The sequence below is a fragment of the Hyphomicrobium sp. genome (assembly GCF_035548195.1).
In the GTDB taxonomy this organism is placed as follows: domain Bacteria; phylum Pseudomonadota; class Alphaproteobacteria; order Rhizobiales; family Hyphomicrobiaceae; genus Hyphomicrobium_B.
Window position 1 is genome coordinate 34,806 of the sequence record NZ_DASZTY010000018.1, and the last position, 21,243, is coordinate 56,048.

A 21,243-nucleotide genomic window follows, 5' to 3' on the forward strand; every position below is an offset into this window, starting at 1 on the left:
TCCTAGCCGGCCGCCCGGCACGGATTGGATGTGTCCCCGCTGCCGTAGATAGGCTGGGGACCTTCGATAAGACAAAGTAGATCGGCAAGTGCCTGATGGTAGCCCGAATGCCAATAGGCGCACTCTTTGGTGCCGCGATCGAGATGGCGATGGTCACGCAGCTTCTCCGACCAAACGCTGTCGAGGCGCTCGCCTATGCCGGCCATGCGCGCGCGAAGGATCTGTAAGTCGAAGCCACTTTCACTCATTATCAACCCCGTTACTCTCGGTTGGCCAGTTAGGCCATACGCAACAGTACCCGATATTCGTCGCAAGTTCGCGAACGCAGAACTTTGCATTTTATCGAATTCGTCGATTCTGTTTACTTCAGCCACGCCGTAAGCGCTCGACGTAGCGATCCATCAGATCGTTTGCGATCATCATACGTCTGGTGGCAATGTCTCTCAGTTCGGCAGGGACTCTGTCAGGGTGATTGCGGAGCGCAAACTCACGTCGAAGCAAGGCAATCTCTTCTTCCGTGGCACCTGAGTGGAGGCCGAGCTCGCTTAAGATTTTGTTCGGATCAAGGAGCATTTCCGTGGAGGTGCCGCCGTCATCATCGGAATAGAGCATTCGCCGCCCTACGCCGCCCGGATCTTGGTGCGGCAGCGCGCGAGCAGTAGCTGCAACACCCCACGCTGCCTCCAGACTGTTGATAGAAAAGGGATGAGGGGGACGCGGCGGTACATCGCTCGCAACGGCATCGTCGGCGAGATCGGATATCAGCGTTTCGAAACTGGACGACGGAGGCATCCGAAGGCGCATGGATTTTATCGAGCAACAACCGGCGGGATGCTCGCTTTAGCACGTCGGCCTTGCCGAGCGCTGACAGGCGCTTCCTATGAGCGCCGGGTCGACTTCTGCAGCGTAACGGCCTTTCCGAAATACGCGCTCCCGAGATCCTCAAAATCGAGCCGCTCGTCGACGTTCGCCAAAGGAACTCGGAACTCAATGCCGATGTGCTTTTCACCGATCCACGTCACGTAGCCTTCGATGTAAGTCCCGTCAAAAAGGGTCAACGAAAGCTTTTCATCGACGTTCGGAACAGCCCCATCGAGGATGCTGATCTTTGCTCCGGTTTCCGAGAGGTCGACGAGATCGCAGATGCGCGTCGTGTTGCGGAATTGTACCGCCACGTGTTGATGCGCCAAATGGCGAAAATCTTGACGGCGTTCATTGCGGCGACCGACTGCGGCGATGATTTCGCGTCCCAGCCCGTCACGGCGCAATTTTCGCGTCTTCGTCTGTCTCATGATTTAAGACTCATGCGGGCAAGCCGTCAGCAGCGACGATAGCAAACCACCGGCACAATGAAATGCGATGATGGATTGAACTCCAATAAACCTACAATATCGCTATATAGACCAATTCAAATTCGCCGATTTAATTCAGCCTTTGAAAACGAATAGCCGGCCGCCGGCAATGATCGCCCACCGGGAAGATTTCGTCTCCTAGCACCTCGCCCGCGACGATGCATTTTCGAGTGTAGCTGCACCGATGTGGCGGTATTGATTTGCAGTGTCATTTCGGCCCCAGGCAATTATGAAATAGTTGTTAATAAAGCATATGAATCACTGTATTTCCTTTGATTCAGGGAAAGACATTTGCGGGTGGGGGCAAAGATGTTCGTGGTTTTGGACGACCGTTCGGCGGTCGCAGGGGGCTGTGTTGCGTGTTTCGAGCGCGAAGGCATCGCCGCCGTTTCAGTTGATCCAGCTGAATTTTCCGAATGGTTCGAGCTAATCAATGATGCCGATGTCGCCGTCATCGAAGGTTTTCTGATCGGCGCGATCGACAACCGGCGTCAAGTATCGGCCCGCATCCGCGCGCGCTGCCGGGCGCCATTGATCGGATTGGTCGAAGCGCGGACCTTGAATGAAACGCTCGACCTCTTTTCTCTCGGATTCGACGACGTCGTACCGAAGCCCTTCCACATCCGCGAAATTCTGGCACGTAGCGGTGCCATTCGGCGCCGCATGAAAATGTCTGAGCAGTGTGTCGATGTTGCCGGAATTCGCATATTTTTTGACGGCCGCGACCCCGTAGTGAACGGCGAGGTGTTGCCTCTGCCCCGTCGCGAGCGCCGGATCCTTGAGTGCCTTGTTCTCAGCCGCAATACGCGCGTGACAAAGTCGCAAATTTTCAATCGCGTCTATGGCATCTTCAACGATGAAATCCATGAGAACGTCATCGAAAGCCATATCAGCCGCCTGCGTAAACGCCTGAAGCAGCGGCTCGGGCATGACCCGATCGATTCCCAAAGATTTCTGGGCTATCGGCTGAAGGAGTTCGCTGGAGAAGACCAATCGCAGGCCAATAAAGAGCCGGCGAACAGTCTCACGCAAGGCCCGGATGATTCACTTCCCGGACGCAGCATTCGCGACCAGGAGAGCGTCGATGGGCCTTTACGGACTAATGACTACCAGCATCTCAGGCATGTCTGTTCAATCTGACCGTATGGGCACCGTTGCGGACAACATCGCAAACGTAAACACGACAGGTTACAAAGAAGCATCGGCGGAATTTGCTACTCTCGTGGCCGAGGGGCATGTCGCTTCATACGTGCCAGGTTCCGTATCGACGATATCTCGTCGGGCAATCACGCATCAGGGCGACCTGTCCTACACCACATCGCCGACCGATCTCGCCATCAGCGGCAATGGATTCTTCATGGTCCAGAGCCCGTCTGGAACGCCCTACTTGACGCGCGCTGGCAGCTTCATTCCTGTAAACGGTCAGCTCGTCAATGCGGCCGGCTTTACCCTCCTCGGCTACGACCTATTGAACGGCGGCAGCACGTCGGTCATCAACAGCGCCGCTGGACTGGTTCCCGTCGGGACAGCGAATTTGGGATTGAAAGCGACGCCATCGACGTCCGGCACCTTCCAAGTCAATGAGCCGTCTGATGCCGCGATATCGACCAGCCTGCCATCTGCTAACGCCGCCACCGCCGACTACGCCGGTATGACCTCGATCGTCACGTATGACAATCTCGGCCATCAGGTCACTCTGGATATCTACTCCGCAAAGACCGCCAACAATCAGTGGGAGGTCACTGTCTATGACCATGCGGGTGCCGCGTCGGGCGGTGGTTTCCCGTACGCCGCTGGTTCGCAGCTTACAACGCAAAACCTCGTGTTCGACGGCACGACCGGAAAGCTGACGTCACCGTCGCCGCCAACGCTTGCTGTCAACATTCCGAATGGTGCGACGCTCAATCTCGACATGGCGAATACGACGCAGCTCGCGGGCAGCTATTCACCGACCAGCGCAACCGCAAACGGAAACGGTCCGTCCGCGGTCGACAGGCTCGAGATCAGCGCCGACGGCATCGTAACAGCGGTTTATGCGGACGGATCGCGTGTCGACGCATTTAAAATTCCGCTCGCGAATGTCGCGAGCCCCGACAACCTGACCGCGATTTCCGGCAACGTATTTGCGACAAATAAGGATTCCGGCGATCTCCAGCTCGGCAGCGCAAACTCAGGCGCGCTGGGCAAAATCCAATCCGGCGCACTTGAAAAATCGAGCGTCGATCTCGCATCCGAGCTAACGACGATGGTTGAAGCACAACGGAGTTATACGGCCAACTCGAAGGTCTTCCAGACCGGCACCGAGCTTTTGGACGTGCTCGTCAATCTTGTCAGGTAACTAGGGGCACGAGGGGAAGGTCCCGCTGATGTCGCTTACGCTGAGTGTCGACACCGCGCGCTCAAGTCTCCAGGCAACGTCCGAGCAAATCTCGGTCGTGTCGCGGAACATCGCGCGCGTCAACGACCCTGATGCAACGCGCAAAAAGGCGACCATCGTCAGCGGCCCCGGTGTCGGCGTAAGCATTCCGTCGATCGATCGGACGTCCGACCAACTTCTGTTTAATGCTTATCTGACGGCGAACTCCAGCAATCAGGCGCAGACGTCGATAACGTCGGCGCTCGATCAACTTCAAAACACCGTCGACGATACAGACCAGGAACGTTCGCCTGCCGCTTTGATGGCCAAGCTGAGCGCGGCGCTTCAAACCTATTCCGGCGATCCACAGAACTCCGCTGTGGCGGCAAGCGTTGTTTCCGCCGCCAAAGATCTGTCCAATTCGATCAATTCGGCGGCAGCAACAGTTACGCAGGTCCGCCAACAAGCGGACTCCGACATTGCGACCTCGGTTTCCAACATCAATAGTTTACTTTCCCAGTTCCAGACCCTGAACAATCAGGTGATTAAGGGTACGAGCAGCGGGAGCGATATAACTGACGTGCTCGACGCGCGGGATGCTGTCCTGAAACAGCTCTCGACCGAAATAGGCATTCGGACTGTCCCGCGAGATAATGGGGATATGGCGATCTATACCGACAGCGGCGTGACGCTGTTCGACAAGGTCCCGCGCCAGGTCACGTTCCAACAAACATCGAATCTCGCCGCAGGAGCGACGGGCGCCGCCGTCTACGCCGACGGCGTTCCTATTGCCGGGACGCCGCACGTCATGGAGATTCAGTCCGGCAAGCTCGCCGGATTGGTTTCCGTGCGGGACGATATAGCGGTGACGTATCAAAGCCAGCTCGACTCTATGGCCGGCGGTTTGATCAACGCATTTGCGGAAACGGATCAGTCTGCGACCCCGACTCTCCCCGCCGCTGCAGGACTTTTCACATATTCCGGTGGCCCCGCGTTGCCCCCAACCGGAACGGTCACCGCAGGCCTGGCCAACACACTCAAAGTCAATCCAAACGTCGACCCGAGTCAGGGCGGCGATGCCGATCTCATCAGGGATGGCGGGATATCTGACCCCGGAAATCCAGCGTACACCTACAATTCTTCGAACTCCGCATCGTACACCGATCGCATCCAGAGTCTGATCACAAGTCTTGGAGACTCGCAATCCTACGATCCGTCAACCCAGCTGCCATCTTCAGGCTCGCTATCGGATTACGCAAAAAATTCGGTTTCCTGGCTGGAGGCCCTCCGGCAATCCGCAAGCGCGGAAGCCGATTATCGTAGCACCGTGGCTCAACGCGCAACGTCGTCGCTATCCCAGGCGACGGGCGTCAATCTCGATGAGGAGATGACAAATCTTCTCGATCTGGAACGCACATTCCAAGCGTCGTCGCGGCTAATCAATACTGTCGACGACATGCTCACAACACTCCTCCAGTCATTTAGCTAGACCGATGATAACTCCGACATTCATCTCGACGGCGGCCCTATCGAGTGAGACCAAGGCGTCGATTGCTCGAATACAGAAGCAGTTGGTCGATGCGCAGACCGAGCTTTCAACGGGTCGCCATGCCGATGTCGGCGTTACGCTTGGTGCACAGACGGGCGTATCCGTTTCGCTGCGTCAGGACATCGATCAAATTCAGTCGATCAAGGATACGAACAGTCTCGTACTGACTCGCATGGAAGGCTCTCAAGCTGCGCTTAATACGCTCGCAACGACGAGCCAGACGTTCTTGGATGCCCTGACGCCTGCGCAGTCCGCCGGTTCGATCTCCAATACTATCGTCGGGCAGGCCCAAGCCGCGATGCAATCGCTCCAGGACCAACTTAATACGTCGTTGGATGGACAGTATCTTTTTGCCGGTATCAACTCTGACGTCAAACCGCTCGACGATTATTTCAGCGATCCGCCGTCCGCAGCCGCACAAGCGGTAAAAAATGCGTTTGTTGCGAAGTTCGGAATGAGCCCGGACGATCCAAACGTTTCCTCCATTTCTGCAACGGATATGCAGGATTTTCTGAATAACGAATTTTCAGATCTCTTTTCCGATGCAAATTGGTCCGCAAACTGGTCGGCGGCATCTGACAAGCCCATCAACAGCAGAATTTCCAGGACCGAGACAGCAAATACGTCCGTCACGGCAACTGATGGCTCATTCCGTCAGTTGGCGCAGGCATTCACGATGATCAGTAGTCTCGGATTCTCCAACCTCAATAGCAATACGCAGCAGGTGGTCATGCAGCAAGCGACCCAGCTCGTGAGCAACGGCATGAGCGCGCTGACAAAGGTACAATCGTTCTTGGGCGTAACCCAGCAGCGCGTATCCGACGCCAACGATCAGATCGATACACAAACGGACTTTCTAAATAAGTCGATCGACGGTTTGGAGAGCGTCGATACTGCGGCAATAACCACGCAGATATCGGACCTTTCGACCGCGCTAGAAGCCGCATACGCCGTCACTAATCGCCTCAGCAATCTAAGCATCATGGATTACCTGACGTCATAAGCAGCCTGGACGCAATAGAACGACCGGAATCGGACCATGTATAAGTTTTCTTATGAAGAGACGTTGAGCGAATCGAGCGAGCGCAAGCGCGAAAACGAGCGGCTGGCGATCGAACAATCCGTCACGATGCTGAAATTGGCGGAGAAAGCCGGTCCGAATTCTCGCGAGGCAGTTGATGCAATCTGCTTCCTCAACCGGCTTTGGAGCTTTTTGCTTGAGGACCTCGTGAAGCCGGAGAACGCACTGCCTGACGATATTAGAGCAAAGCTGATTTCCATTGGAATTTGGATGCTGAAAGAAGCGGAATCCATCAGCAATGGAAAATCGCGAAATTTCTCAGGCCTTATCGACGTCTCGAACGTCATCGCGGAAGGACTGTGATGAGCGGCGGTTTAAAAATAACATTGCGCGCAGGTGAACGAATTTTCGTCAACGGCGGCGTGCTCAAAGTCGATCGCAAAGTTAGCATCGAACTCATGAACGATGTGATCTTTCTCCTCGAGCAACACGTCATGAAACCGGAAGACACGACGACACCCCTCCGGCAATTGTATTTTATGATACAAATGATGCTGATGGATCCGTCGCTGCACATGAAGGCACGGACGATGGCGAAGGAGTCCGTGGCAAATCTTCTCGCAAGCATACGCGACGGCAAGATCCTTCAAGGGTTGATGGAGGCGAGCGATCTCCTGGATGGCGATCGTCCATTCGAAGCACTTAAGAAAGTCAGGGCACTCCTTCCTTTGGAAGTTGCGAATACCGAGCCGCAGGAATTTAGCAAGGAGGTCGCATGACCACGATTCCGCCAACCGGCAGCACAACGAGCAACCAAGACACGACATCGAACAGCACGACTTCGACCGATGGATCGACGCTTGATTATGACGACTTTCTGCAATTGATGGTGGCTCAGCTCCAAAATCAGGATCCGTTGAACCCGACAGATTCGACGGAATATATGTCTCAGATCGCACAGTTCTCGAGTGTCGAGCAGGGCATCAACACGAACGCGAAACTCGATCAACTCTTAGTAAACTCCAATATTTCCCAAGCGAGCACGATGGTCGGACATACGCTGGTTTCGGCAGATGGCTCCGCATCCGGGATCATTGCTTCGGTCAAAATCGACTCTTCGGGAACGACCGCGATTCTCGATGACGGCACACAGATTCCGATCACCGCCGGCGTTACATTGGGGTACTGATGACAGAAGGCGATGCACTCGGAATCGTTCAGCAGGCAATCTGGCTGACGATAATCCTTGCGGGGCCGGTTATCGCATCCGCGATGATCATCGGCGTCGGTGTAGCCTTCTTTCAGGCATTGACGCAGGTCCAGGAAATGACCCTGACCTTCGTACCCAAAATCATTGCAGGATTTTTGATCATTCTAATGACAGGTAGTTACAGCGGTGGCTTACTCAAGGCCTTCACTGAGCAGCTGTATATTCGGATCGCCACGGGTTTTAAGTAGCAAAATACGTTCTTCGCAATTCCTTGGAGAAGATATTCTATCGAGCAAAGTAACTGAACGTCGCCATCCTAAAAGATCAATTGCGGACGAACGCGACTCATGTTCGGGATGGTCTAGGAAGATAACGGTCGAATAGGTCTTCCTATTCGGACACGGAATAAGTTCAATCGGAACACGTCGGTATGAATGAACCCGCAGAAGCCGGATTTATGTGCCTAAAAATAGGGCGCATACTGAACGCGTTAAAATATACAGCCCCCTGGAATTGATTGAGAAGGAACCGATGAGCGCCACGACCTGGAAGCAACTCCCGTCTTCTGCCATCATCATGTTGGCGAGTCTTGTCGCTGTCTGTTCGACCTATTTTTTTTGGGCTGTGTGGATGCGTTCCGGCTCCGATCTGGCGTCGTGGACGAGTTGGTCGGATACGACTTGGCAAATCGCCGAAGTCGATTCTCGCGGCCGCATCATTCGGCTCGGTTCGCATCCTCTTGCTATTGCGGCGCTTGTCGGATCGGTCACGGTCTGCTGCCTGGCGTTCGCGTTCGGTGCCTGGCAATTTCTCACCGGCAAGGAGGTGCGGCGGAGGCAGGATAATGATGCGATTTCGAGCCGAATTGAAAAGGTCGGTCAGGAGCTGGACGAGGAAGTCTATGCCCTTATGAACGTCCTGAAACAGCACCTCGATTTCAGCAGCTCGCATTCGGAAGCTTTGGCGAAGGTCAATAAAACGCTTCCTTCAGTGACATCACCCGAACAGATTCGCGCCATCGTTCAGCGGCTCATCAACGAAAATACTCGAATTCAAAACGAGGTCGATACGCTGAACGCACGCGTCCAACATTCTCAGCAGCAAATAGAGAAACTCAGAGCCAGCTTGAGCGAAAGCCAAAGGCTGGGAATGCTCGATGCCGTCACCCACCTGAAGAACAGACATTGGCTCGAAGCGAATCTGCCGCGCGAAGTCGCGTCCGCTCTTGAATATAAAGAGCCTTTATCTCTGGTGATGGCTGACGTCGATCACTTTAAGAACATCAACGACAGCTTTGGTCATGCGGTCGGCGATGAAATTCTAAGGCGATTTGCGGAGCTGCTATCGAAGAACATAAAGGGTCGCGATACGGCCGTTCGTTATGGAGGCGAAGAATTCATTTTGGTCCTCCCGCACACGGAGCTCGAAGGAGCGCATAATCTGGGCGAGCAAATTAGGGCAGAGCTTGAGGGTAAGAAATGGATGCACCACAAGACCGGCTTGCCGATAGGAACGGTAACGGCATCTTTCGGAGTAGCCCAGCTCAGACCGGAAGAAAATCCAGATTGCCTGCTCGAAAGAGCTGATGCCAAGCTTTACGAGGCAAAAGCGGCAGGACGGAATTGCGTTAAATCTGACGGCGGAAGCATTTAGTGCGAGAAGGGTGTTGGCTTCACTTTCTGCATTTCGTGACGCAACCATAAAAAAGCAAAGATAAATTACCCGGCCAGCAGCTTGTCGTCGTCGGGAAGTGAGCTAATGAAGCGAGCATCGGTCCTGCCACCGCTGCTACAGACAATGTGACCTTGCATTTTACGACCGTTTCTCAAGCTTATTGAGACGGGCTCTCTGAGCGCCAAGCTACGGTCGCACTCGAAGCTGATGCCGTCCTTCGAAATACTGCGAGCGAGCGAAATTATCGTTCCGGCTTGCCACGAAATCTTACACGGTTGGTCGAGACGATATTGAGGCGTTCTTCGCCGTTGCGGCAGGATCGGCAGAGCAACCTCGCCGTAATGATCGACGCAAGCTCGAGACCCGGCCATTGCTTCTTTTAGAAATCTGCCGAGCACGAGCGCGTTGGCGGTATATCCGCCGGCTAGCTTCCACCTCGTTTCTGGCTCAAGCTCGACGATAGCGTTCCGGCAATCTTCGGCAAGTTTTCGCCAGACGGCGGTAATTTGTTCAAGTTTGGCAAGAGGAATTGTCGGCGCAGCGAAGCCGCCTGCACTGGTGATGAGCGGGAGTGCAAGCTGTCTGGCATCCCGCAAATCGAAATGAATCCTCCCTATGGAAGCCGCCAAATCACGCGACAATCCGATGTCGTGCCACGACCTCAGTCCGGCTTTCACCACGGGCGATTGGACAGGCACCAAGTTGCTGCAGGTTCTCAGCATCCAGCTCCGTCTGGTGGCGAGACTCGCATTCATGCAGCAGGCAATCGCGCCGATTTGCAGGGCAGTCCAATGAAACTCGCAGACGACGGCTTCGAAAAGCGCGTTTCCAAGAAGCTTCTCACCCGGAGATATGCGCGATGCGGGCAATTTCGCCGGCTCAGAGAATTTTAACAAAGCGCGCATCATGAACATCGACCCTTCGTATCTTAACGATCTTCCTAAACGCCGCGCGCCGCTTATAGAGAATGAGAAAATAACTCGCGCACTTTCGCCCCAGAAACGGCAGGGGAGAAAAGGAATCCCTGCGCCTCCAGGCAGCCTTCGGCGCGCAGTCGGTCGAGTTGCTGTGTCGTCTCCACGCCCTCGGCGACGCTGGTCATTCCGAGATTGTAGCCAAGCTGAATAATCGAGCGGCGCAGTGTGGTGGAGCGCTTCTGATTCTCAATGTTTGAAACGAAGGAGCGATCGATCTTGATCTTGTCGAACGGGAAGCTCTGCAGATAGCTGAGCGAGGAAAAGCCAGTCCCAAAATCGTCGATTGCAAACCGCACTCCGAGCTTTTTCAAGCGTTCGAGCGTTAGTGCCGCATTATTGCGATCCTGCATCAAAAGCGTTTCAGTAATTTCAAGAACGAGTCGAGATAGCGGCAAGCCTTTCGAAAGCGCGACAACTTTATCGACGAGACTATGTCCGTTGAATTGAGCCGCCGAAATATTGACCGCAATCCATAAATCGTCGGGCCAATGGCGCGCCTCCGCGCAGGCCGTCTTCAAAACCCAGTCGCCAATCTGTCCGATCAATCCGCTTTCTTCGGCGATCGGTATGAATTCCGATGCTGGAATTAGGCCGTGTTTCGGATGTGACCACCGGATCAAGGCTTCGCAACCGACAACGCGCCGACTTTTGACATTGACGATGGGTTGATAATGAAGCTCGAATTGGTCGGTTGCGAGTGCGTCACGCAGTTCCGCGGCAATCTTGAGGCGACGTCCCAATTGTTCGTGCATGATCGGTTCAAAAAACCCGTACGTACCTCGAGCACTGGATTTTGTGCGTGAAAGTGCCGTGCCCGCGTTGCGCATCAGCTCTTCGGCGTCGGTACCGTCATTAGGCGCCATCGCAATGCCGATGCTGGCACCAATCGCCAGTTCGTGACCACCGATGACGAACGGTTCCGAGAGTGACGCCATGATCCGCTTCGCCATCGCCTCAACGTCATCGGCAGAATTGGGGGTGGCTTGGATGACGGCGAATTCATCCGCACTCAATCGTGCTGCGGTATCCGATGCGCCAAGAACTCGCGTGAGGCGTTGCGCGGTCAGCTTCAATAATTCGTCTCCGCCCGCATGACCGAGAGCTTCGTTGATCGCTTTGAAACCGTCGATATCGAGGCAATGCAATGCTAAGGTCTGACGGCCGAGACTTAAGAGACCGGCATGGACGCGATCTTGAAAGAATGAGCGGTTGGGAAGTCCGGTCAAAGCATCGTGACAGGCGAGACGACCGATCATCTCCTGGTCGCGCTTCCGTTCCGTGATGTCGAAATGCGCTGTGACGAAGCCGCCGCTCGGCAAAGGCGTACGGCGAAGCTCCAGGTATGTTCCGTCCGGTCGGCGCCGCTCGATCGATTGCGGAAGCGACGTAACGCGCCGGACCCACGATTGGATATGATCTTCGATATCGCCAGACCCGTATTCTCCCCGATCGGCATTGATGCGGATGAGTTGTTCAAGACTGGGATGATGATTTTTGAGCAATTCGTCAGGATAATCGAACAGCTTTCTCAGGGCATCGTTGCAGAGAATGAGGCGATGATTTTTATCGAACGCCGCAACGGCGCCCGGAAAACTATCGACAATAGCCTGCAGAACGTCATTGCGTTCTTTGAATTCAGAGCGGAGTGAGATCGTTTCAGTGATGTCTCTCTGAATAGACAGATAGCCTTTGATTTGATTCCGGCTCTTAAGGGGCGCGATAAGAACATCGACCCAGAACAAAGTTCCGTCCTTGGCGCGATTCATAATTGGCGCGCGCCAGGGAGAGCCGCGGGCGAGGGTGCGATAGACATCGGCCCAATATTCGGAGGAATGGCGCCCTGACTGCAGAAGCGCGTGTGTTTGGCCGAGCAGCTCGTCTCGCTCGTATTTGCTTGTGCGAACAAATTCATCGTTGACGTGAAGAATCCGGCCATCGGCATCGGTAATAGAAACGATGCCGAGCTGATCGAGTGCAGAGGCCAGTCCCCTTGTTCCCCATGACGTGGTCAAAAAGGGCTGCGTCCGCGCCTCCCGCTTGGGGGGACGGACGACCGTCGCGCCCGAGGCTAGTCCATCAAAATTGAGTGCCATGACGCCGTCGCCGATCGATTGCACTGACTAGGCCGCCCCTTTGAAATCGGCGAAAGCCCAGCCGCTGAACTTTGATCAACATGCCGCTAAGAGACTGAGCCCGCTCGTCTGTCACCAAGCCCGCCGCTGGATGCGCGCATACTGAACAGGGAAAAATTGCTCGAAATATATTAAAGTTGAATTAGTTGATTGGCCGCATTCCGCCGGCGTTTGCCGGCTCGTGCCCGCCCGGCGAAAGCTTGGCAACGGCAACGGCTTTGTTTGGCAGGAATCATATGCAACTTCCCGCTATTTCCACCTAATATTGTAAGGCTCTTATTATTAAGACGACTCAAGTTATTAAAAGCACATGGCATCTCGACAAAATTGGACGGAGGTCCGATGGCGATAACAAAACAATCGGAGCGGCGTCAATTCGGCAGACGGTTAGTCTTCAAGTCTGCCGCGATCGTTCTTGGCGATGGACAAAGGTTGCCCGGCCGGATCATCGATCTTTCGAGCGCCGGAGCCCGAATCAAAATTCAAAAGCCCGATTTAGTTGAGGCCGAATTCGATCTCGAAATTCCCGAAGACGATTTCGTCGTCCGTTGCAGGCGCGTCCATATAGACGAAGCCACGATCGGCCTTCAATTCATAAAACCGCCCCGGAGGATCTCCTGGGGAAAGCGGTAGTACGGGTTATTTAAGGAAAACACCGCCCAAGAATGCGATCCATATATATAGGATAACAATCCGATTATTGGGGTCTTGGGTCGGAAGCTGGCTACGTGTACCTTTTTCGTATGCATAGCCTCGGTTTTGTAAAATAGAAAAATAATCGCCAAATTGCATTGCCATTTTAGCTCGTAAACGAATTCGATAGTTTTAATATCTATTTGTAGTGATCGGTTGCTTGATAATAGAAAATCATAGGCATGACGCCGCGCAACCGGGTCGGTTACAACCGACATGTTCCGGGCTTTTGGAAGCAGGAACACGCCTATGGCGCATGCTCATGAACGTTCGGCGGTTACGCCGGACCCGAAAAAGTCGCCTATCAATAAGGGCCTTTGCCGGTCACTCTTTCGGCAGGCCAGAAGGCGACGGATTCTTCAATAGCCCCCTTTGAAATTCAGCGACGCTGCCCCTTCCGCCGGTAAGCGAGCGGACGGGCCGTACGCACAAAGCGCAATCGCCGATCGAACAACAGTATCAACAGCCAATTGAAACAGGTCAAAGACATGGTCATCGGGTATATCAACAGCAAATGGTCAATGCCGCGCCGGCTTGCTCTTATATCGGCGATCTTTTTGCTCCCGTCGCTCGCCCAATTGTACATCTACGCCGATCATAAGCTCGGGCAAATCAGAGTGGTCGACAAGGAAGTTTTGGGTGCAAAGCTCGGACGCGCAATCTGGAACGATATGTCCTCCGATCAAAGCGCTGCACCGGCGGCTAGCGGCAATGAGCTCGCGAAGCTTGCATCGTCCACGGGTAGAGATCTCGGAATCGAATCAGAAATTAACGCCTTCGCCACCGAGAAACAGGTAGCAGAAAAAGCCTCTGCTGGTCAGCAGTTGCTGGGTGATCTCGCCGATGCGTCGCAGCTGACGACGGATTCCTCGATGGACACGTATCATGCGCAGGAAATCTTCACGAAGCTCCTGCCGCAAGTCAAACTCGCTCTGTCGCGACTGCAGGAAACCCTCAGTACACCTACGAGCGAGGATGCGCCGCTGGTGATGGCATACGCTGGTCTGAACACGGCGTCCGAAAACTTACGAAAACCGCTCTCTGACCTTCTTGCCAGCGATCCGTCAGGCGAAGCCAGGCGTATGCTCGGGTCAGCGGGCGATCAGCTTCAGGCTCAGCTCCATAGTATCGCTTCGAAGATCAAGGCAGCCAACTATCAGCGCGTCAGCCTCGCCGCCGAAATGCCGGACAGTATCGCAAATGCGAGCAAGGCAACTGTCGCGATGGCGAACGAAACCGCCGGGTTGTTCATTAGCCTTGCAGAAAAACGTTCCAGCGATGAAAGCAGCGCGCTGTATCGCACGCTCGCTCTCTTGATTGCCGCAACCATTGCTGCCGTCGTTATGGTCGCGTTGCTGTCGAAAGGTATCACGACTCGCCTCTCGAATCTCGTGCGCGCCATGGACTTGATCAGCCGCAAAGATTTAAACGCGGATGTACCGTATCTTTCGGACTCGAATGAAAATGGCGCGATTGCTCAGGCATTGGCTCGCTTTAAAGAAGCCGTCATCGAGAATAAAGCAATGACCGATGCCGCTGTCGAGGCTGCCAAGCAGCAGCAGGAACAGGGCGATCACTATGCCAAGGAACACGAGCGCTTCATGGACGCCTTCACGTCCGCGGCGGACCGCATCTCGCGGGGAGATTTCTCGCATCGCATCGTCGAGAAGGTGATTCAGGAGTACGACCCGATCGTAAGCCAGATGAACTTGATGATGGAGCAGCTTGAGCAAGCTCAGATCGCCAAGATGGAAGCCGAAAAGCAGATCAACGTCGTCGTCGAGTCTCTGGGAGCAGCACTCTCCGAACTGGCGGAAGGCGATCTTGAGACGGGCCTTTACATCGAAGTCGCGCCGCAATTCGCCAAGCTCAAAGCGGACTTCAACTCTGCAGCGTCGACGCTGAAGAGCACGATCGCGCTCGTCAAAAAGAATGCGGGCAGCATAAAGCTTGGCACGGACGAGATCTCGCAGGCTTCCGACGATCTTTCTCGCCGAACGGAAAATCAGGCCGCTAGCCTCGAAGAGACGGCTGCCGCGGTTAAGGAAATCACTGACACTGTCAATAAGACCGCGCGTGGCGCAACTCACGCCCGCGAAACCGTCTCGGTCGCCAAGGGTGACGCGGAAAAGAGCGGGGAGATCGTTCGTAAAGCGATCGAAGCGATGACAGGCATTGAGAATTCGTCGAAGCAGATCAGCCAAATCATCGGCGTCATCGACGAGATTGCATTCCAAACTAATCTTCTCGCCTTGAACGCCGGCGTCGAAGCCGCGCGTGCAGGTGACGCGGGCCGCGGATTCGCCGTGGTTGCATCCGAAGTGCGTGCACTGGCGCAGCGCTCGGCCGAAGCTGCCAAGGAGATTAAGGGCCTGATCTCGGCATCGACCGGACAGGTTGCGCAGGGCGTCCAGCTCGTCGGCGAAACCGGACTCGCGTTGACGCGCATCGTCACGCAGGTAGGTGAGATCAACTCGATCGTGACAGAAATCGCCGCAAGCGCCAACGAACAGGCGCACGGTCTTGAACAGGTCAATACCGCCGTCAACGAGATGGACCAGGTCACGCAGCAGAACGCGGCAATGGTTGAGGAAGCGACAGCTGCCACGCAAGCCCTCGCCCAGCAGACCGAAGAGCTCGCACAACTCGTTAGCCGCTTCAAAACGGGAGATGACACGGTCGTCGAAATCGCCTCGCGCCGCGAGACGGCCAAGCCTGCCGCGCGCGCTGTCCGTCCAGCCGCCAAATTGAAGATGGCAGCCAACGGCAGCAGTCGCCCGTCGAGCGTCGGAGCAGATGCAGGCTGGGAGGAATTCTAAATGGCGCGCGCCAAGCAGAAATCCGCCGGCTCGCGTAGTCGGCGGAAACAGGGTTCTGCACGTGCGAAAACACGGTCGAGGTCAAATGCGAAGGCCGAAGCAATTATGCAGAACCATCCGACACATGATGCAGAGATCGAAGCCGGAGCGGGTCACGAAATGACAACGGAGGCGGCGTCAGCGTCGTGTGAGCGAGAACGAAGCCATGTCGTCTTGCCCGACAGCCTCGACTCAAGCGCCGCCGCATCCGTCAAGGATATGCTGCTTGCAGAGCGCGGGAATGCGATCGTTGTTGATGCGAGCGAGGTTCGGAGAGTCGGAGTGCAGTCGTTGCAGGTGCTCGTCGCCGCCGCTCGTACATGGACGTCGGAAGGGCACAGCTACCGCTTGACGAACGCAAGTACCGAACTTCTCGAAGCGGTCGCGCTTATCGGATTGCCGCACGAAGACCTGCTGCTCGAAGGATCAGATCAATGACTCAGACGATTCTCACCGTCGACGACTCGCGCACGATGCGCGACATGCTGAAAATGGCGCTTGCAGAAGCTGGCTTTAACGTCCTGCAAGCCGTCGACGGAGTCGATGGCTTGGAGGTTCTTCAAACCGCAATGCCGGACGTGATCGTAACAGATATCAACATGCCGAAGATGGACGGCTTTGGGCTCATCGAAGCGGTGCGCAAGGATAACCGCTACCGCAAAGTTCCGATTCTCGTTCTGACGACGGAAAGCGACGCGGCCAAGAAAATGCGCGCCAAGGAAGCCGGCGCGACCGGATGGATCGTTAAACCCTTCGAACCGACCAAACTCATTGCCGCCATCCGGCGCGTTGCGGCTTAACACAGCAAGCGGGGGCAACGGCCGTGGATTCAATGGCAGCAATACGGCAGACCTTCTTCCAGGAGTGCGAAGAGCAACTCTCGGAAATGGAACTTGGTCTGCTCGCAATGGACGAAGGCAACGCCGATTCCGAAACGGTGAACGCCGTCTTTCGCGCGGTTCACTCGATCAAGGGGGGAGCGGGCGCCTTCAAGCTCACGGAGCTGGTGCAGTTTGCGCACACGTTCGAGACAGCACTTGATCATGTCCGCAGCGGCAAGCTCACGCCGACACCGGAAATGATGAAGATCATGCTCCGTGCAGCCGACGTGCTCTCGGATCTTGTCGAGGCTTCTCGCGATGGCCGGGAGATCAACGAGGCGAGTTACGAAGGTGTTGCGACCGACGTCAAGGCGCTGACGATGGTTGATGGCGTCGAAGAGGTCGAAGAAGCCATAGATTTCCAGCCAACCGTCATTGATTTCGGGCTTCCTGACGTATCGGTGGAAGCGGTGTCTGAGCCGGATAAATCGCATGAATACCGGATTAGTTTCACGCCCCGGCCAGAACTCTACGCGAACGCAAACGAGACGACGCTTATCCTCCGGGAATTGAATCGTCTGGGCGTCATGGAGGCGTCTTGCGACACATCGGGAGTGCCGCGTCTCGAAGAGATAGATCCGAACGGCGCTTATTTTTCATGGTCGCTCCGCCTTGCGTCTGCGGAAGAACTACCCGCTATCAGGGAAGTGTTCGAATTCGTCGAAGGCGAAGCCGAGCTCTCGATTGAGACTGATGGGCAGCCAGAAGTATCTGACGCAGACATCGCTGCTCTGTTGGCCCAGGCCCTTGGCAACACGGCTTCGACAGAGACGACGGAAACACAGGAAACGACCGAATTACGCCCGCCCGAACCGGCACCGATTGAGCATGCTGCGCCGGTTAGGGCTGGCAGTACGGAACCAGCCGCCGTCCCACAACCGGCCAACGACGTAATAAAGCAGGAAACGAAGGTCGCAGCCGCCGCCCCGGCGCAGACGACAATCAGGGTCGAATTCGATCGCGTAGACCGTCTAATCAACCTCGTCGGCGAATTGGTCATCAACCAGGCGATGTTATCGCAACGGGTGATCGAGGCCAACTTCGCCGGATCGTCTTCGGTCGTCATCGGTCTAGAGGAACTCGAACAACTGACGCGCGAGATCCAAGAAAGCGTCATGGCTATTCGCGCACAACCCGTGAAGCCGTTGTTTCAACGGATGTCGCGCATCGTTCGCGAAGTGGCGGACGCCACCGGAAAGGAAGTGCGGCTCAAGACCGAAGGTGAAGCTACCGAAGTCGACAAGACAGTCGTCGAACGCCTCGCAGAGCCGCTGACGCATATGATCCGCAATGCGGTAGATCATGGAATCGAAACGCCTGAGGAACGTCTCGCCGCCGGAAAGCCGGCCGAAGGCGTGGTTCGCCTGACTGCCGCGCATCGCTCTGGCCGCATCATCATAGAAATTTCTGACGATGGTGCGGGCATCAACCGCCAGAAGGTTCTGGCGTCGGCGATCAAGAAGGGGTTGATCCCGCCGGATACTCAACTCTCCGACAACGACATCGATAATCTTCTTTTCTTACCCGGATTCTCGACGGCCGCGACAGTGTCCAACATTTCGGGCCGCGGTGTCGGCATGGACGTCGTCAAGAGATCGATCCAAGCCCTTGGCGGGCGCATATCGATTTCGTCGCGGCCCGGCCAAGGCTCGACATTCTCCATGAGCTTGCCGCTGACACTCGCGGTCTTGGATGGTATGGCCGTTTCCGTCGCCGGGCAAACGCTCGTCGTCCCCCTCACTGCAATCGTCGAGACATTGAAGCCTAAGAAGGCCGACGTACACGGACTGGGAGCGGAAGGGCGGGTGATGTCCATCCGGGAAACCTTTGTCCCATTGATCGATGTCGGCACGCAGCTTGGTTTTCGTGAAACGGCGACTCAGCCTGAAAACAGCGTCGCAATTCTTGTCGAAACCGACGGCGGTGCCCGCAATGCGCTGTTGGTCGATTCGATCCAGGATCAGCGTCAGGTCGTCATCAAGAGCTTGGAAACAAACTACGGCACAGTCGCAGGTATAGCCGCCGCGACAATTCTCGGAGACGGGCGCGTTGCCCTGATTCTTGATGTCGACGCGCTGGTTACGAGGTCGTTCGAAGACTCGTTATCGAGCGAACTGCGCTATGGAACAGGAGGATAGCGTCGTGGAAGAGAACGGATTTGCAGCCAACTCTGAGAACAGTGAATTCGTAGCCTTTCGTGTCGGTGCGCAGGAATTCTGCGTCGATATCATGGGCGTTCGAGAAATTCGCGGTTGGACTCCCGCGACGCCGCTACCGCATGCGCCGGCTTATGTCCGTGGCGTCATCAACCTACGCGGCGCTGTCCTCCCGATCGTTGATCTCGCGATGCGCTTCGGACTGGGTTCGACCGAACCGACGCCGCGTAGTGTCATTATCGTCGTCCATGTGCATCATCAGGTCGTTGGACTGCTCGTTGACGCCGTATCCGATATATTGACGTCCTCTAAAGCGTCGATGCAGCCGACTCCCGATATTGCCTCCGACATGGCGAAGACGTTTGTGAAAGGCGTATACGCCGTAGATGGCCGCATGATCAGTATTGTGACTTTGGATAGTGTTCTCCCGATCAGCGCGAAGGCGGCCGCATGACACTGGCGCATCAGCGCTCGCTGGCGAGACCATCCAAGGTTCTCGTTACCGGAGAGTTCGAGTTTTCTGCTGCCGATTTCAACGCAATCGCCGAAATCGCGAAGGCACAAGCGGGCATCGACCTTGCCGAATCGAAGGCAACGCTCGTCTACTCGCGGCTTGCAAAACGATTGCGCGCGCTGGGGCTGAAGAGCTTCGCCGAATATTGCGATACCGTTTGTCAAAACGAAGAAGAACGCGGCGGCATGATCGCCGCGCTAACGACGAATGTAACGCGGTTTTTTAGAGAGCCGCACCATTTCGAGCATCTTCGCAAGAACATCTTGGAGCCATTGACCGATCAAGTCCGGAAAGGCCGAAGGCTGAGACTCTGGTCCGCTGCCTGCTCGACTGGGCAAGAACCCTATTCGATGGCGCTGACAGTGCTTTCCGTATTTCCTGATGCCGCAGAGCGGGACATCAGAATTCTCGCTACTGACCTTAATCCCCATGTCGTCGCGCACGGTAAGAGCGGCATCTATCGGAAAGATGAGCTGGCGGATGTTCCGCAAAACATGCGGGCTAAATGGTTCGAGCCTGTTGCGGGCGATTCGGACTCGATGCGTGTCAGCGATACGGCTCGCGCTCTCGTCTCGTTTCGCGAGTTAAACTTGATGGGCTCATGGCCCTTCAAAGGCCCGTTCGACGCTGTGTTCTGCCGGAACGTCGTCATTTATTTCGATCGCGATACGCAGAGCGTAATCTGGCGACGTCTTTCGGGTCTCATAGAGGACGATGGAGCGCTCTATATCGGTCACTCGGAGCGTGTCTCTGGCCCTGCAGTAAGCGTATTGAAAGCCGATGGCATTACAAGTTACCGGAAGAAAGCCGGTCTGCGACCATGAAAAAAATAAAAGTTCTCGTCGTCGACGACTCATCAACGATGCGCGGTCTGATTGCGACAGCTTTGTCGAACGACCATGAAATTGAGGTCGTGGGTCAGGCCGAAGATCCCCTTCAAGCTCGTCAGGCCATCAAGGCACTCAATCCGGACGTTGTAACGCTAGACGTCGAAATGCCGAATATGAGCGGACTTGAGTTCCTTGAAAAGATCATGAGACTGCGGCCGATGCCGGTCATAATGGTATCGACACTGACAAGCCGTGGGGCGGAAGAAACGGTGCGCGCGCTAGAGATCGGCGCCGTCGATTGCATTGAAAAACCCCGGCCGGGAAATGAACATAATTTCGAGGAACTCCCGTTCAAGGTCAAAATCGCCGCCATGGCGAAGGTTCGCGCGCTCACGCGAGAGGGTGAGCGGCCGAGCCCATCGGCCGAGGCGCGGCCCGGTCATGCTCAATACCTCCCGGATGGTCGCCTGCTCGCCATCGGTGCATCGACAGGGGGCGTAGAGGCCTTGATCGAACTGCTCTCGCGTTTTCCGGTGAACTGTCCTCCGACTGTCATCGCGCAGCATATGCCGCCTTCATTTACCCGCAGCTTCGCAAATCGACTCGATAGAGTTTGCGCCGCGAAAGTGCAGGAAGCATATACTGGCGCAAAGCTCGAGCCCGGACATGTCTATCTGGCTCCAGGTGGATCACAACATCTGCAGGTTTCACGCACGGCCGATTTGCACTGCCGGCTGAAGCCCGGCGAACGAGTCAACGGCCACTGTCCGTCCGTCGATATTCTATTTGAGTCGGTGGCCCATGCATGCGGCCGCAATGCCGTCGGACTTATTCTTACCGGTATGGGCCGCGACGGTGCGGCCGGCTTGCTTTCGATGCGCAAAGCGGGGGCCCGGACATTCGGTCAAAACGAATCGAGCTGCATCGTCTACGGCATGCCAAAAGCCGCATTCGATCTTGGCGCGGTGGAGAAGCAATTGCCGCTCGACAGCTTGGCGGCTGCAATCATGTCAGAAACGTCAACGATCAAAAAGCACTAA

At 55.6% G+C, this 21,243-nt stretch carries 21 protein-coding genes and 1 pseudogene; 17 read left to right on the forward strand and 5 right to left on the reverse strand.

The annotated features are described in order from the left end of the window. Positions 1-2: 2 nt before the first annotated feature. The 3 genes from VHB22_RS06695 to VHB22_RS06705 all read right to left on the reverse strand — a co-directional run bounded on the left by VHB22_RS06695 (position 3) and on the right by VHB22_RS06705 (position 1,292). Positions 3-248 carry a hypothetical protein gene (locus VHB22_RS06695; protein WP_325456187.1) on the reverse strand — a complete coding sequence of 82 codons (246 nt, stop codon included), beginning with the start codon at positions 246-248 and terminating at the stop codon, positions 3-5. A 118-nt stretch (positions 249-366) separates the two neighbouring features. Beyond that, the gene (locus VHB22_RS06700; protein WP_325456188.1) at positions 367-804 is read right to left on the reverse strand and encodes a J domain-containing protein; all 438 of its coding nucleotides are present in this window, start codon (positions 802-804) and stop codon (positions 367-369) included. A 74-nt stretch (positions 805-878) separates the two neighbouring features. Beyond that, a complete protein-coding gene (locus tag VHB22_RS06705) occupies positions 879-1,292 on the reverse strand; it encodes a PilZ domain-containing protein (RefSeq protein WP_325456189.1) in 414 nt (137 codons plus the stop codon). Between the two features lie 369 nt (positions 1,293-1,661). Here VHB22_RS06705 and VHB22_RS06710 point away from each other — a divergent pair. The 9 genes and pseudogenes from VHB22_RS06710 to VHB22_RS06750 form a co-directional block, all read left to right on the forward strand. Then, positions 1,662-2,315 (forward strand): annotated as a pseudogene (locus VHB22_RS06710) (response regulator transcription factor); the annotation flags it as partial. Positions 2,316-2,436: 121 nt separating this feature from the next. After that, positions 2,437-3,690 (forward strand): flagellar hook protein FlgE, encoded by a 1,254-nt coding sequence (locus VHB22_RS06715; RefSeq protein WP_325456190.1) that lies wholly within the window; start codon positions 2,437-2,439, stop codon positions 3,688-3,690. A gap of 28 nt (positions 3,691-3,718) precedes the next feature. Next, positions 3,719-5,197: a flagellar hook-associated protein FlgK gene (gene flgK, locus VHB22_RS06720; protein WP_325456191.1), complete on the forward strand. Its 1,479-nt coding sequence runs from the start codon at positions 3,719-3,721 to the stop codon at positions 5,195-5,197. A 4-nt stretch (positions 5,198-5,201) separates the two neighbouring features. Then, entirely contained in the window at positions 5,202-6,260 is a 1,059-nt protein-coding gene (locus VHB22_RS06725) for a flagellar hook-associated family protein (protein ID WP_325456192.1), read from the forward strand. Positions 6,261-6,296: 36 nt separating this feature from the next. After that, the gene (gene flaF, locus VHB22_RS06730) at positions 6,297-6,641 is read left to right on the forward strand and encodes a flagellar biosynthesis regulator FlaF (protein ID WP_325456193.1); all 345 of its coding nucleotides are present in this window, start codon (positions 6,297-6,299) and stop codon (positions 6,639-6,641) included. Then, positions 6,641-7,057 (forward strand): flagellar biosynthesis repressor FlbT, encoded by a 417-nt coding sequence (gene flbT / locus VHB22_RS06735; protein ID WP_325456194.1) that lies wholly within the window; start codon positions 6,641-6,643, stop codon positions 7,055-7,057. The genes flaF and flbT overlap by 1 nt, the downstream gene beginning before the upstream one ends. Further along, positions 7,054-7,467, forward strand: a complete 414-nt coding sequence (gene flgD / locus VHB22_RS06740; RefSeq protein ID WP_325456195.1) for a flagellar hook assembly protein FlgD — start codon at positions 7,054-7,056, stop codon at positions 7,465-7,467. The genes flbT and flgD overlap by 4 nt, the downstream gene beginning before the upstream one ends. Further along, positions 7,467-7,736, forward strand: a complete 270-nt coding sequence (fliQ, locus tag VHB22_RS06745) for a flagellar biosynthesis protein FliQ (protein ID WP_325456196.1) — start codon at positions 7,467-7,469, stop codon at positions 7,734-7,736. Before flgD ends, fliQ begins: the two co-directional genes overlap by 1 nt. A gap of 283 nt (positions 7,737-8,019) precedes the next feature. Then, positions 8,020-9,141 carry a GGDEF domain-containing protein gene (locus VHB22_RS06750; RefSeq protein WP_325456197.1) on the forward strand — a complete coding sequence of 374 codons (1,122 nt, stop codon included), beginning with the start codon at positions 8,020-8,022 and terminating at the stop codon, positions 9,139-9,141. A gap of 65 nt (positions 9,142-9,206) precedes the next feature. Here the strand turns inward: VHB22_RS06750 and VHB22_RS06755 are convergent, their stop codons facing one another. After that, the gene (locus tag VHB22_RS06755) at positions 9,207-10,067 is read right to left on the reverse strand and encodes a PilZ domain-containing protein (RefSeq protein WP_325456198.1); all 861 of its coding nucleotides are present in this window, start codon (positions 10,065-10,067) and stop codon (positions 9,207-9,209) included. 53 nt (positions 10,068-10,120) lie between these two features. Then, a complete protein-coding gene (locus VHB22_RS06760) occupies positions 10,121-12,232 on the reverse strand; it encodes a putative bifunctional diguanylate cyclase/phosphodiesterase (protein WP_325456199.1) in 2,112 nt (703 codons plus the stop codon). Between the two features lie 381 nt (positions 12,233-12,613). Here VHB22_RS06760 and VHB22_RS06765 point away from each other — a divergent pair, with 381 nt between their 5' ends. The 8 genes from VHB22_RS06765 (at position 12,614) to VHB22_RS06800 (ending at position 21,243) form a co-directional block, all read left to right on the forward strand. Next, the gene (locus VHB22_RS06765; RefSeq protein ID WP_325456200.1) at positions 12,614-12,904 is read left to right on the forward strand and encodes a PilZ domain-containing protein; all 291 of its coding nucleotides are present in this window, start codon (positions 12,614-12,616) and stop codon (positions 12,902-12,904) included. Positions 12,905-13,452: 548 nt separating this feature from the next. After that, positions 13,453-15,783, forward strand: a complete 2,331-nt coding sequence (locus VHB22_RS06770; protein ID WP_325456201.1) for a methyl-accepting chemotaxis protein — start codon at positions 13,453-13,455, stop codon at positions 15,781-15,783. Between the two features lie 105 nt (positions 15,784-15,888). Continuing rightward, positions 15,889-16,260: an STAS domain-containing protein gene (locus tag VHB22_RS06775; protein WP_325456202.1), complete on the forward strand. Its 372-nt coding sequence runs from the start codon at positions 15,889-15,891 to the stop codon at positions 16,258-16,260. Continuing rightward, positions 16,257-16,622, forward strand: coding sequence for a response regulator (locus tag VHB22_RS06780; RefSeq protein ID WP_325456203.1), 366 nt, complete (start codon positions 16,257-16,259; stop codon positions 16,620-16,622). Before VHB22_RS06775 ends, VHB22_RS06780 begins: the two co-directional genes overlap by 4 nt. Positions 16,623-16,654: 32 nt before the next feature. Then, positions 16,655-18,841: a chemotaxis protein CheA gene (locus tag VHB22_RS06785; RefSeq protein WP_325456217.1), complete on the forward strand. Its 2,187-nt coding sequence runs from the start codon at positions 16,655-16,657 to the stop codon at positions 18,839-18,841. Beyond that, a complete protein-coding gene (locus VHB22_RS06790) occupies positions 18,825-19,313 on the forward strand; it encodes a chemotaxis protein CheW (RefSeq protein WP_414652714.1) in 489 nt (162 codons plus the stop codon). The genes VHB22_RS06785 and VHB22_RS06790 overlap by 17 nt, the downstream gene beginning before the upstream one ends. Then, the gene (locus VHB22_RS06795) at positions 19,310-20,197 is read left to right on the forward strand and encodes a protein-glutamate O-methyltransferase CheR (protein ID WP_325456205.1); all 888 of its coding nucleotides are present in this window, start codon (positions 19,310-19,312) and stop codon (positions 20,195-20,197) included. The genes VHB22_RS06790 and VHB22_RS06795 overlap by 4 nt, the downstream gene beginning before the upstream one ends. Continuing rightward, positions 20,194-21,243: a chemotaxis response regulator protein-glutamate methylesterase gene (locus VHB22_RS06800; RefSeq protein WP_325456206.1), complete on the forward strand. Its 1,050-nt coding sequence runs from the start codon at positions 20,194-20,196 to the stop codon at positions 21,241-21,243. Before VHB22_RS06795 ends, VHB22_RS06800 begins: the two co-directional genes overlap by 4 nt.